This window comes from Atopomonas hussainii (assembly GCF_900109735.1).
GTDB lineage: Bacteria > Pseudomonadota > Gammaproteobacteria > Pseudomonadales > Pseudomonadaceae > Atopomonas > Atopomonas hussainii.
On the sequence record NZ_FOAS01000007.1, the window covers coordinates 185909 to 197839 of the forward strand.

The window sequence follows — 11931 nt, forward strand, 5'->3', positions numbered from 1 at the left end:
CAATGCGAGATTGCTGCCTGTATCGATGGCAGGTGCACTAAGCGGTTCGCGGTATACTGGCGCAAATTTTTTTGGGGCCTGTTATGAGCGCAGTTGGCAACGCATCCTCGTCCGTCTTAACCACCGACATTCTGCTCGTCGGCGGCGGCATCGCCGGTTTATGGCTCAACGCCCGTTTACGCGCCGCAGGCTTTCACACCGTATTGGTGGAAAAAACCGGCTTAGGCGGCGTGCAGACTTTAGGCTCGCAAGGGATTATCCACGGCGGCATCAAATACACCCTAAGCGGCGGCCTCACCGGCGCCAGCGAGGCGATTGCCGATATGCCCAGCCGCTGGAGAGCCTGCTTAGAAGGCACTGGCGAGCTGGATTTACAAGGTGTGCGGCGTTTGTCCGAGGCACATTATTTGTGGTCGCCAGGCAGCTTGGTCAGCGGCTTGGCGGGCTTCTTTGCCAGCAAAAGCGTACGCGGCCGCGCCGAGGCGTGCAGCAAGGCCGACTTACCCAGCGCCTTCCAGCACAAGCAATTCAAAGGCAAGGCCTATCGCCTTAACGAAGTGGTGATCGATGTACCGCAGTTGGTCGAGTGCCTTGTCGCCCTCGGTGGCGATGCCTTTGTACACGCCGAGCAATTGCTGCCGCTACGCGAAGGCGGCGTGCTCTGTGGCCTGCGCGCCGATGGCGTAGAGATTCGCGCGCAGCGAGTAATCTGCACTGCTGGGCGCGGCAATGCGCAGCTACTCAGCGAGCTAGGCGTTAGCCAGCCGCAGCAGCAAGTACGTCCGCTGCATCAGGTGTTGGTCAAAGCGCCCAACCTGCCCGCGCTCTATGCCCACGCCTTAGGCGCCGGCACTAAGCCGCGCACCACCATCACCACACATATCGCCAGCGACGGGCAAACCGTGTGGAACTTAGGCGGGGATTTGGCCGAAGCCGACGGCGTAGCACGCGATGAAGCGAGCCAAATTGCCCAAGCGCAAAAAGAACTGGCTGACCTGCTGCCGTGGATCGACTTAAGCGCCGCCCGTTTCGCCACATGGCGGGTCGAGCGCGCCGAGCCTGCGCAAAACAGCCTGATGCGCCCGGATAACGCCTTCCTACACTGCGACAACGCACTGCTGGTGGCGTGGCCGACCAAGCTAGCGCTGACGCCCAATTTGGCCGATCAAGTGCTTGCTGCCCTTGATGAGCAACAGATCTGCCCGCAGGCCAACGGCCAGCGCCCCGACTTGCCGCAGCCACCGATGGCGCAAGCCCCGTGGGAGCGTCTGTTGCCATGAGCCTTAAGCCTTACTACCGCGCACTGGGCAACACTGGCCTTAAGCTTTCGCCGCTGGGTTTAGGCACAGTAAAAATCGGCCGCAACCAAGGGGTGAAATACCCAACCGGCTTTGAGCTGCCCGACGACAACGCGGTGCGCAACCTGCTCGCCCAAGCCCACGATTTAGGCATCAACCTGCTCGACACCGCACCGGCCTACGGCAAGAGTGAAGAACGCCTCGGCCCACTGCTCAAAGGCCAACGAGAGCAGTGGCTGATTTGCAGTAAAGTTGGTGAAGAGTTCACCGATGGGCAGTCGTCATTCGATTTTTCTGCCGCGCACACCCGCTACTCCATCGAGCGCAGCCTAAAACGCCTCGGCACCGACTATCTGGACATGGTGCTGGTGCATTCCGACGGCAACGACATGGCGATTCTTGAGCAGACCGACGTCTACCCCACCCTGCTGGAACTGAAAGCCGCAGGCCTGATTCGCGCCATTGGGTTTTCTGGCAAAACCCTGGCGGGCGGCATCGCCGCGCTGCAAGACGGCGACTGTGCCATGGTCACCTTCAACCTCAACGAGCAAGGCGAGCAAGGCGTGCTGGATTACGCTGCCGCGCACCACAAAGGCATCTTGATTAAGAAAGCCTTAGCCAGCGGCCATGTGTGCCTGCAAGACGGCCAAGACCCTGTGCAGGCCAGCTTCGAGCTGATCTTGCGCCAACCGTCGGTCAGCAGCGTGATCGTCGGAACCATCACCCCCGCGCACCTGTCCCATAATGTGACTACTGCGTGTCAGGTGTTGGCGCGCCTTTCCTAAACGTAAAGGACTAACACTAGAAGCGCTTAGACAATCGGCAAACGGCGACTTGCGTTTGATTCGTGCAGCCATTGTATGAGCGCCTAACTACCTATGACCGAACTCCTGCTCAGCAAAGACCCGCAGCGCTTTATCACCCAGCCTTTGCTGGTTGAGGCCAATGCCGAGCAGTTGTTGTATCAGCCGTTAGCGCAGTCACTGAGCTTTGGCCAAATGCAGGCGCGGCGCGTGCCGCTGCAGCTTTCCTGTGCCGAGCAGTTCACCACCGAAGTGGCCAATTTAGGCGTCTCCGTGCGCCTGACCTTGCGCTGGCAAGGGCAGGATTACGCCATCGTGGTGCAGCAAGAACGCCCCGACCGTGGCGACTGCGTGCTCAAGCTGATCTCGGGTTACGTGCCCTCGCACCTGCTAGAGCTGCCCCTGCTGTGCGCGTTAGAAGAAGTCGCCGAAGAATGCCTGATCGAAACCCCGCACGGCTTTCTGCCCGGGCGTTTTGACTGCGTGTGGCTGCCCACGCCCTATGCCGACCATTTGCCGCACCACAAAAAAGCCAGCTATCAGCTGCAGGCTAAGTGCGGCAGCGCACGCACCGTGCGTAACCAGCGACAAACCCTGCAAGAGCGCCCCAGCGCTTATGTGCATACCCCGACGGCCTCGCTACAACTGGTGTATGACCTGCAACTGCAGCTGCCAGATAACCTCGGGCCGATCAGTCTCTGGCATGTGGATGAGCACTTAGAAGGCCAGCATTTAGTCGCCCGCCTCGACCGCCGCCACCCCAAGCTGTTTTTAGCCCCACTGACCGAACACGGCATGGCCAATCAGCTGTTCAGCCTGCACAACGGCGAGCTGATTGCCGCCGACACCCGCGATATCTGGCTCAGCGAGGGGTTTGCCCCGCGCCAGCATTGGCTGGTGCAGGACAGTCATATTCATTGGGCTGATTATCACGCGCGGGCACACTAATTAACTGGCTGCGTACTGCAATCGCTGCGTTACGCGGTGCTCACAACCTCGCCTACCAGACGGTATGTCTCGGTTGCTGCGCGCCGGGCGCCTTGCGCTTACAACACTCGCCGAGTTAATAGCCGCTAGTTTTTTATTTCAGTTCTTTCGAGCTTTTCCCCAACAAACGGCGCGCCACAATTAATAGCTGGACTTGCTGGGTGCCTTCGAAGATGTCGAGAATCTTCGCGTCGCGCGCCCATTTCTCCAGCAGCTCATCTTCGCCGTAGCCACTCAGCCCACACAGCTCCACGCATTTAAGTGCCACATCGGTGGCCATGCGCCCCGCCTTGGCTTTGGCCATGGAGGCTTCTTTGGAGTTGGGCAGGCGGTTATCGGCCATCCACGCGGCTTTTAAGGTGAGCAAGCGCGAGGCTTCCCATTCGGCTTCCAGCTGATACAGCTGCGCTTCGGCATGGCTGACGCTTAATAGCGGCTTGCGGTAGTCCAGCGCACAGTGGTCTTGCAGCAGTTCGCGGGCGCGATCCAGCGAGGCCTTGGCCAAGCCCACGGCCATCGCCGCCACCATGGGCCGGGTGTTATCGAAGGTCTCCATCACCCCGGCGAAACCTTTGGCCACGTCGACCTCGGGATTACCGAGCAGGTTTTCCGCTGGCACGCGGCAATCGCTAAAGCGAATCGCTGCGGTGTCCGAGGCTTTGATGCCGAGCTTTTTCTCCAGCCGCGTGACTTCCATACCCGGCGTGCCGTGTTCGACCACAAAGGATTTGATCGCCGCACGGCCTAAGCCTTTATCTAAGGTCGCCCACACCACCACAGCACCGGCACGAGCGCCGGAGGTAACAAAAATCTTCTCGCCGTTGAGCACGTAATGATCGCCATCGCGCACGGCGGTGGTGCGAATCGCCGCCGAGTCGGAGCCGCAGTCCGGCTCGGTAATCGCCATCGCCGCCCAAATGCCGTCGAAGCGTTTGAGCTGCTCGTCGTTGGCCACGGCGGCAATCGCCGCGTTGCCTAAGCCTTGGCGCGGCATGGCGAGCAGCAGGCCGACATCGCCCCAGCACAGCTCCATAATGCCTAAGCAGGTCGACAGGTTGCTGCCGTTGCGCACGCCCTCTTCGTGCTCGCTGCTTTGCCGTTTGCTGGTGCGCGCGCCGGCGCTTTCTGGGCTGCCGGCATTCATACCGTCGAGCAGCGCGGCGAGCATGTCGAGCTCTTTCGGGTAGTCGTGCTCGGCCAAGTCGTATTTGCGCGAGATGGGCCGGTAATACTGACCTGCCACTTGACGCGCTTGGGCGATCAGGCCGCGGAATTTACGCGGGGTTTCCAGATTGATCATGGCCTGCTCCTTACAACACTAAGCTGTTGGCTAACACGGCAAAGCCGCGCACATCGCGATACCAGCGCTCGACGGGGTGCTCTTGGGTAAAGCCGTGGCCACCGAGTAATTGCACCGCATCGCTGGCGATGCGCATCAGCTTGTCTTCAGCTTGCAGGCGGGCCAGATAGGCCTCGCGGGTGAAACTTTGCTGCTGATCGATCCGTGCACAGGCACGCCAGAGCAATAAGCGCACGCCTTCCAGCTCGATAGCCATATTGGCGACGGGAAACGCCACGCCTTGGCGATGGCTAATCGGTTCGCCAAAGGCGTGGCGATCGTTGACGTAGGGAATCACGTAATCCAACGCCGCTTGCGCCACGCCCACGGCCAGCGCGCAACCGCCCAGCGCCAGCACATCGAGCAACTGTTGATAGGCAAAGTGCTGATCGGTAAGCCGCGCCGCTTGCGGTACACGCACTTTGGTCAGCTGAACTTGCGCCAGCGCCGCGCCTTTAAGACCCATCGCCGGTTGTGCACGGCAGCTGACCCCGGCGCTGTTGCGCTCGACGATAAACAGCGCCGGCTCACCATCGGCATAGGCGCTAACAATCAGGTGACTGGCCTCGGCACCACCCACCAGCATGGCCTTGCTGCCGCTTAGCACATAGCCCTTGCCTTTACGCTCGGCACGGCACCGCAGGCGATGCGGGTCGGCCAACACCTGCTGCTCGGCCAAGGCCAAGGCGATCTGCGGTGCATTCTCGGTTAATAGCGCCGGCAACCACTGCGCTTGTGCACTGGCGGTGGCGAAGCGGCGCAGCAGGTTCGCCACGCTCAAGCCTTGCAGGCTGACTAAGGCCAGCGATACATCGCCGTGGGCCAATGTTTCCGTCAATAGGGCGCCGGTCACGCAGGCGGCGTCATCGGCCAAACCGCCGTGCGCTTGCGGCACGCCGTAATGGGTTAGGCCAAGTTCGGCCAGACTGGCGCGCAGTTCAGCGGGGCAACGGGCGTTGTGGTCAGCATCCGCCGCAGCGGGGCGCAGCAGCTCGGCGGCTACTTGCTGCAAGGTGTCTTGCAGCAGGCGCTGGTCTTCACTGAGGGTTAGGTCAAACAGGCCGCTGGGGTTAGCGCTGCTCGCCGGGCGCGGGCGCGACTGGCCGCCGCGCTGAGTCATCAGGCTAAAACTGGTTTTGCTGCCTTGATACAGCCAGCGCTCGATGGGCTTGCGTAAGCGCAGTCGGTCGGGCCATTGGGCGCCGGCGATTTTATTCAGCAGCGCCAGCGCGCGGCCTTGCAGTTGCATCAACATGCCTGAATCCTCCGCAGGTGATGCAAGCAGTGTGGCAGCTGATGGCGCGCTGGCTATGACCGCACCGCCAAATTACTTTGGCAGCGCAGTCAGTGGTGTTGCGTCAGCAAGTCGATTGCGTCGACGAACACCGCAATCACCGCGTAACGTCGTGACTGCGTTGTGATTGTGTCGCGCAGCGATTAATCGCGCTGGGTTTTGATCTTCTCGACAATCGCCGTGGTCGAGCAGCTATCGACAAAACTCAGCACCTTCACCGTGCCGCCATACGACTGCACAATCGGCGCGCCCACCACACCGTCGATGCCGTAGTCGCCGCCTTTAACCAACACATCGGGGCGGATCACTTCCAGCAGGCGCTCGGGGGTGTCTTCACTAAAGCTCACCACCCAATCCACCGCGCCCAAACCAGCCAGCACGGCCATGCGGCGGTCGACGCTGTTAATTGGGCGCCCGGGGCCTTTTAGGCGTGACACAGAAGCATCGTCGTTAATCGCCACAATCAAGCGATCGCCCTCACGGCGGGCGTCTTCAAGATAGCCCACGTGACCGGCATGAATGATGTCGAAGCAGCCGTTGGTGAACACTACCTTCTCGCCATGCGCGCGGGCATCTTCGATGGCCACTAACAGCTGTTCGACGTTCATCACGCCGCGCTCGGAGCCTTGCTCGCGCTGCACGGCACGGCGCAGTTCTGGCGCACTGATCGCTGCGGTGCCGAGCTTGCCGACCACAATGCCGGCGGCCAAGTTGGCCAGCGCCACGGCTTGCGGCAGCTCTTCACCGGCGGCAATGGCTGCGGCCAAGGTGGAGATCACGGTATCGCCAGCGCCGGTGACGTCGAACACTTCACGCGCACGCGCCGGCAGGTGCAGCTCTGGCTGGCCGGGGCGCAGCAAGGTCATGCCCTGCTCGCTACGGGTGATCAGCAGCGCGCCGAGCTCAAGCTCTTGCATCAGCGCCTCGCCCTTGGCGACCAATTCGGCCTCATCGCGGCAGGTGCCGACAATGGTTTCGAACTCGTGCAGGTTGGGGGTAATCAGGCTGGCGCCACGGTAGATGCTGAAATCGCTGCCTTTGGGGTCGGCCAGCACAGTAATGCCACGGGCGCGCGCCAGCTGAATCAGCTGCTGATGGTTCTTCAGGGCGCCTTTGCCGTAGTCGGACAAAATCAGCACTTTGACCTTATCCAGCAGCTGCTCGACATCGCCCGCTAAGGCTTGGGTGTCGGTATTGAAGGGCTCTTCGAAGTCCAAGCGCAGCAGCTGTTGATGACGACTCATCACGCGCAACTTAACGATGGTCGGCTGCTCGCTGCGACGCTGAAACTGGCTGGCCACACCGGCCGCAGTAAGGCGCTCGGTGAGCGCATCGGCGGCTTCGTCGTTACCGGTCACGCCAACTAAATACGCCGGCGCGCCCAAGGCGGAAATATTCAGCGCCACGTTAGCCGCGCCACCGGGGCGGTCTTCGCGCTGGTCGACTCGCACCACCGGCACCGGAGCCTCGGGCGAAATACGCTGGGTCGGGCCATGCCAATAGCGATCCAGCATCACGTCGCCAACCACTAAAACAGGCGCCTGATCAAAGCGCGGCATGCTGAGTTTCATAACCACTCCTAAAACGGGCCAAGCGCATCGCCCGCGCCGGCAAAAAAGTGCCGGCATGTTAGCACGCCCGTCTACCACTCACCGCCCTTGGCTCGACGATTACTCACGCAACTCCTAGACTAAAAGCATTCCGCCATCACGCCTTCGCAGGAGCCGCTCATGCAGGTGATGCAGTACCTCAACGACCTACCTGCCAACGCCCAACCTGATGTTCAGCTCGTACTGGCCTTTGCCCAGCCCGACGCTTATCGCAGCCGCGTTGCCGACCTGCGTGCGGCCTTTCCCAATGCTCTGCTGGCCGGTTGTAGCAGCGCCGGGTTAATTGCCGGCGAGCAGGTGGATGACTTTCCGCTGGTGGCCACTGCCGTGCAGTTTGAGCGCTGCCGGATCAGCCATGCGTGGGTTGATTTAACCGATCACCAGAACGACTGCCAACGCGCCGGGCATGCACTGGCGGCGCAACTCCCCCACAGCGACTTACGGCATGTGCTGCTGTTTGCCGAGGGCTTGCAGGTGAATGGCTCTGCGCTTGTGAGCGGCATGCTCAGCGCCCTGCCGGAAGGCGTGCTGGTGACTGGCGGCTTAGCCGGCGATGGCGAACGTTTTGGGCAAACCTTTGTGTACTGCAACGAGCAAGTCGGCAGCCGCGCCTTGTTGGCGGTTGGCCTGTATGGCGATGCACTGCAGATTGGCCATGGCTCGCAAGGCGGCTGGGACAGCTTTGGCCCCGAGCGACTCATCACCCGCAGCGAAGGCAATGTGCTGTACAGCCTCGATGAGCAACCCGCGCTGGAGCTGTACAAACGCTACTTGGGCGAACATGCCAGTGAGCTGCCGGCGATTGGTTTGAAGTTCCCCTTGTGCTTGCGCGGCCCTGCCGGCAAACCGGGCGTGGTGCGCGCCATTTTGGCGGTGAACGAAAGCGACGGCAGCATGACCTTTGCCGGCGACATGCCCGAAGGCACCTATGCCCGTCTGATGCGCGCCAACTTTGAGCGCTTGCTGGATGGCGCCGCCGGCGCAGCGGAACACAGTTTGCAGTCGCTGCGCGGCAGCAATGCGCAGTTAGCCCTGTTGATTTCGTGCGTGGGGCGGCGCGTGGTGCTTGGCCAAGCGGTGGAAGAAGAAGTCGAGGCCGTACGCGCCACCCTAGGCGAGCAGCCCGTGTTGTGTGGGTTTTACTCCTACGGGGAAATATCCCCACTGCAAGACACCACCACCTGCTCGCTGCACAACCAAACCATGACCATCACGTTATTCGGTGAAGCATGAGTTATCACCGTCTGCTGCAACGCCAGCTGCGCCGCCACCTGCCCGATGCCAGCCAGCAAGCCGCGTTGGCCCCGCTGTTGGCAGCGATCAGTCAGGTTTATGCGCAGAGCGATTACGACCGTGAACTGCTGGAGCGCTCGCTGGATATCACCTCGCAAGAGCTGATCGAGCGCTACGAGCTGGCGCAGCACAGCCTGCAAGAATTAGAACGCAGCCAAGCGGATTTACAGCATTCGCTGTCCATTCTGCACGCCACGCTCGAAGCCACCGGCGAAGGCGTACTGGTGGTCGATACTCGCGGCCACATGCGCCAGCACAACCCGCAACTGCTGCAACTGTTCCAACTGCCCGGCGGGCAACTCACCCCACAAAAATTGCTCAGCCATATTTTGCGCCAACTGCGTCATCCGGCCCGCCACCTGCGTCATCTGCGCGAGCTGTGGGATCAAGCCGGCGCCAGCAGCGCGGGCGAGCTTAGCCTGCGCGACGGCCGTCACTTGGCCTTTCATACCCAGCCGCACGTGCTGGACGGCGAAGAAATTGGCCGCGTGTGGAGCTTTCGCGACATCAGCAGTCAGCACCAAAACGAGCTGCTGATCCGCCATCAAGCCGAGCACGACGGCCTTACCGGGCTGGCTAATCGCGGCCTGTTCAATCAGCGCCTGCAAGCCGCACTGGAGCGCGCCGAGCAGCGCCAATGGCAAGTGGGCGTGCTGTTTATTGACCTCGACAACTTCAAGCTGATCAACGACAGCGCCGGCCATCACACTGGCGATAAGCTGCTCTGCGCCGTGGCCGAGCGCCTGCAAGGCGCACTGCGCGAAGACGATCTGCTGGCCAGAGTCGGCGGCGACGAGTTTTTAGTGCTGATCGACTGCCTAGATGACCCCGACTTGGCTCAGCGCGTGGCGCAGCGTTTGCTGGACGTACTGCGCCAGCCGCTATTAGTCGACGGTAAACGCCTGTGGGTGCATGCCAGCCTCGGTTTGGCGCAATACCCCGAGGATGGCCGCAGCGCCAGCGAGTTGATCAGCCGAGCCGACATGGCCATGTACCACGCCAAATCGCGCGGACGAAACAACGCTCAAGCCTTCTCCCCGGTGCTGGAGCAACAAGTGCTGCGCCGCGTTGATCTGCAAAGCCAACTGCAAGGCGCGCTGCTGCGCAACGAAATCAGCATGGTGCTGCAACCGAAAATCAGCCTCGCCGATAGCCGCATTGTCGGCGCCGAAGCGTTAATGCGCTGGACCACCGCCAGTGGCCAGCACGTGAGCCCCATGGACTTTATTCCGGTGGCCGAGCAAACCGGTCTCATCGTTGAGCTGGGTGACTGGATTTTGCAGCAGGCGCTGGAATGGCTGGCCAGCCAAGATGATCGCCAGCTCAGCGTGGCGGTTAATCTGTCGGCCCGGCAGCTGGAAGACCCGCAACTACCCCAGCGGCTCTTGAGCTGGCTGAGCCTACGCAACCTCGAGCCGCAGCGCTTAGAGCTAGAAGTCACCGAAAGCATGCTGATGAGCAATCGCGAACAAGCCAGTCACTTCCTAGAGCAAGTGCGCAATTTTGGCGTGCGGGTGGCGGTAGATGACTTCGGCACCGGCTATTCATCGCTGAACTACCTGCGCTGGCTACCGATTGATGTGCTGAAAATCGACCGCAGCTTTATTCACGATTTAAACCGCGCCGATGACGCGCGCGCCATTGCACGCAGCATTATGAATTTGGCGGAAAACTTGCGCCTGCAGGTGGTCGCCGAAGGCATTGAAGACCCAGAAGCAGCGGCGTTCTTGATCGACATGGGCTGCCCGCTGGGGCAAGGCTTCTGGTACAGCCCACCGCTGTCGATCGCCGCGTTTGCCGAGCGCCTGAGCATTCCCATCCCCAGCATTATGCGCCCGGCCGCCGGCTAAGCCGGCGCTATGCTTCGTCGCGCAAAAAGCGCAGGCCGAGGCCCTCGGGCTCAATCCGCACCACTTCCAGATCCACCACTGGCGCTTCAATGGGCATGTCGATCACTTGCCCCTTAAGGCGCAAGCCCAGCCCAGCCGGCAGGGCTTGCTGGTCGATGAGGATATACACGCCGCCGTCGGAAATATCCCGCGTGTGTACCACCAGCTCATCCCCTTCGGGCAGCCACAAGCGAATGCGGCAGCGAAACAACGTGCGCGGATGATTGCGCTGATTACTCATTGACCCACTCCATCAAGTCTTACTGGCGGCCAGTATCCAAACGCTTGGCCAATTCACGCAAGTGCTGGGCCGTGACCAGCGCCTGCGCGGTGTGCTCCACCGTGTGCACAGCGGTTTGGCATAAGGTTGCCACACTCTGGTCCATGGTCCGAGAGGTCTGTGCTTGTTCATCAGCCATGCCGGCGATGCTGCCAATCACGGCGCGCAGGTCGTCAATGCCTTGGTGAATGGTCAGCTGCAGCTCATCAGAGCGGCGCAGACTCTTGATGCTGGAGTCGGCCTGCCGCGAGGCCTCTTCGATAATTTCCACCGCTTGCTGCGCGCCATCTTGCAGGCCACGAATGTGCTGCTGAATATCGCCAGTGGATTGCTGAGTTTTACTGGCCAGCGCACGCACTTCATCCGCCACTACGGCAAAGCCACGCCCGGTTTCACCGGCACGGGCCGCCTCAATTGCGGCGTTCAAGGCCAACAAGTTGGTTTGTGCGGCGATGCCGTTAATCACATCCAGCACCACTTCAATTTGCTCGGTTTGCTCGGCCAACTTGCCCACGGAGGTCGCCGCCTCCTGCACCATAGTGACTAACTGGCCGATCAGGCGGGCGACTTCGCGGCTGATTTCTTCGTTGCTTTGCGTGTCGCGGGCGATGTCTTTAACCCGCTCGAGGGCTTGCTGCACGGCCTCGCCTTCGCGACCTAAGCTGACATGCATGGCCTCTAGGGCATGGCGAACCTGCTCGGCGTCTTGCTGTTGATGGCGGGCTGACTGGTCGGCCTTTTGCGAGCGCTGAATGATTTCGCCGATGCCGCTACCGGCCTCTTCGGCGATCGCCTTCACCGCACTGCTGCCGTTTTGCAAGCTTTGCCAAGCGGCTAACCACTGCGCCGCTTCGGCCTCGGCGCAGCCTAGCGCCGCCGCCAGCTCGCGACTGGTCAATTGATTGCGTTGCAGCTTGGCCAGCACCTGCGCGGTATTGGCGCCGCCGCCTTGGCCGGCGAACCATAACCACACCACCATCGCCACGGCCCCGAGCACCACGGCCATCAGTGCTTGCCGCCATAAAGAGGGCGCCTCGGCAGCTAATGACAGCCAAATCAGCTGCACCACAACCACCGCACTCACCACCCACATGCCACGCTTGTACATGCTTGACCCCTTTCGCTGCTGCCGCGCCGA

10 protein-coding genes are annotated in these 11931 nt (G+C 61.4%); 5 read left to right on the forward strand and 5 right to left on the reverse strand.

Annotated features, from left to right (window positions below):
• Window positions 1–83: 83 nt before the first annotated feature.
• From BMX80_RS08710 to BMX80_RS08720, 3 genes are all read left to right on the forward strand, one after another.
• Window positions 84–1280 (forward strand): FAD-dependent oxidoreductase, encoded by a 1197-nt coding sequence (locus tag BMX80_RS08710; RefSeq protein WP_074867314.1) that lies wholly within the window; start codon window positions 84–86, stop codon window positions 1278–1280.
• Window positions 1277–2083 (forward strand): aldo/keto reductase, encoded by an 807-nt coding sequence (locus BMX80_RS08715; protein ID WP_074867316.1) that lies wholly within the window; start codon window positions 1277–1279, stop codon window positions 2081–2083. Before BMX80_RS08710 ends, BMX80_RS08715 begins: the two co-directional genes overlap by 4 nt.
• Window positions 2084–2176: 93 nt before the next feature.
• Window positions 2177–3049: a metal ABC transporter ATPase gene (locus BMX80_RS08720; protein WP_074867318.1), complete on the forward strand. Its 873-nt coding sequence runs from the start codon at window positions 2177–2179 to the stop codon at window positions 3047–3049.
• Between the two features lie 133 nt (window positions 3050–3182).
• On the opposite strand, the gene BMX80_RS08725 is transcribed toward BMX80_RS08720, so the two are convergent.
• From BMX80_RS08725 to hldE, 3 genes are all read right to left on the reverse strand, one after another.
• On the reverse strand, window positions 3183–4385 hold the full coding sequence (locus tag BMX80_RS08725) for an acyl-CoA dehydrogenase family protein (RefSeq protein ID WP_074867371.1): 1203 nt from the start codon (window positions 4383–4385) through the stop codon (window positions 3183–3185).
• A gap of 13 nt (window positions 4386–4398) precedes the next feature.
• A complete protein-coding gene (locus BMX80_RS08730) occupies window positions 4399–5682 on the reverse strand; it encodes an acyl-CoA dehydrogenase family protein (protein WP_074867320.1) in 1284 nt (427 codons plus the stop codon).
• Window positions 5683–5864: 182 nt separating this feature from the next.
• Window positions 5865–7292, reverse strand: a complete 1428-nt coding sequence (hldE, locus tag BMX80_RS08735) for a bifunctional D-glycero-beta-D-manno-heptose-7-phosphate kinase/D-glycero-beta-D-manno-heptose 1-phosphate adenylyltransferase HldE (RefSeq protein WP_071870828.1) — start codon at window positions 7290–7292, stop codon at window positions 5865–5867.
• 159 nt (window positions 7293–7451) lie between these two features.
• Between hldE and BMX80_RS08740 the strand changes: the two genes are divergently transcribed.
• Together BMX80_RS08740 and BMX80_RS08745 are read left to right on the forward strand one after the other, a co-directional pair.
• Window positions 7452–8564 (forward strand): FIST signal transduction protein, encoded by a 1113-nt coding sequence (locus BMX80_RS08740; RefSeq protein WP_074867322.1) that lies wholly within the window; start codon window positions 7452–7454, stop codon window positions 8562–8564.
• Window positions 8561–10474: a putative bifunctional diguanylate cyclase/phosphodiesterase gene (locus BMX80_RS08745; RefSeq protein WP_074867324.1), complete on the forward strand. Its 1914-nt coding sequence runs from the start codon at window positions 8561–8563 to the stop codon at window positions 10472–10474. The genes BMX80_RS08740 and BMX80_RS08745 overlap by 4 nt, the downstream gene beginning before the upstream one ends.
• A gap of 7 nt (window positions 10475–10481) precedes the next feature.
• Here BMX80_RS08745 and BMX80_RS08750 read toward each other — a convergent pair whose 3' ends face one another.
• Both BMX80_RS08750 and BMX80_RS08755 read right to left on the reverse strand, forming a co-directional pair.
• Window positions 10482–10754, reverse strand: coding sequence for a PilZ domain-containing protein (locus BMX80_RS08750; protein WP_074867325.1), 273 nt, complete (start codon window positions 10752–10754; stop codon window positions 10482–10484).
• A 19-nt stretch (window positions 10755–10773) separates the two neighbouring features.
• Window positions 10774–11901, reverse strand: a complete 1128-nt coding sequence (locus tag BMX80_RS08755) for a methyl-accepting chemotaxis protein (protein WP_074867327.1) — start codon at window positions 11899–11901, stop codon at window positions 10774–10776.
• Between the last annotated feature and the right edge of the window lie 30 nt (window positions 11902–11931).

What these genes read in the sequence shown, in the direction of transcription:
- BMX80_RS08745 (WP_074867324.1), top strand. Translation starts at nt 8,561, where the DNA reads ATGAGTTATCACCGTCTGCTGCAACGCCAGCTGCGCCGCCACCTGCCC.
- BMX80_RS08740 (WP_074867322.1), top strand. Translation starts at nt 7,452, where the DNA reads ATGCAGGTGATGCAGTACCTCAACGACCTACCTGCCAACGCCCAACCT.
- hldE (WP_071870828.1), bottom strand. Translation starts at nt 7,292, where the DNA reads ATGAAACTCAGCATGCCGCGCTTTGATCAGGCGCCTGTTTTAGTGGTT.
- BMX80_RS08750 (WP_074867325.1), bottom strand. Translation starts at nt 10,754, where the DNA reads ATGAGTAATCAGCGCAATCATCCGCGCACGTTGTTTCGCTGCCGCATT.
- BMX80_RS08730 (WP_074867320.1), bottom strand. Translation starts at nt 5,682, where the DNA reads ATGTTGATGCAACTGCAAGGCCGCGCGCTGGCGCTGCTGAATAAAATC.
- BMX80_RS08720 (WP_074867318.1), top strand. Translation starts at nt 2,177, where the DNA reads ATGACCGAACTCCTGCTCAGCAAAGACCCGCAGCGCTTTATCACCCAG.
- BMX80_RS08755 (WP_074867327.1), bottom strand. Translation starts at nt 11,901, where the DNA reads ATGTACAAGCGTGGCATGTGGGTGGTGAGTGCGGTGGTTGTGGTGCAG.
- BMX80_RS08715 (WP_074867316.1), top strand. Translation starts at nt 1,277, where the DNA reads ATGAGCCTTAAGCCTTACTACCGCGCACTGGGCAACACTGGCCTTAAG.
- BMX80_RS08710 (WP_074867314.1), top strand. Translation starts at nt 84, where the DNA reads ATGAGCGCAGTTGGCAACGCATCCTCGTCCGTCTTAACCACCGACATT.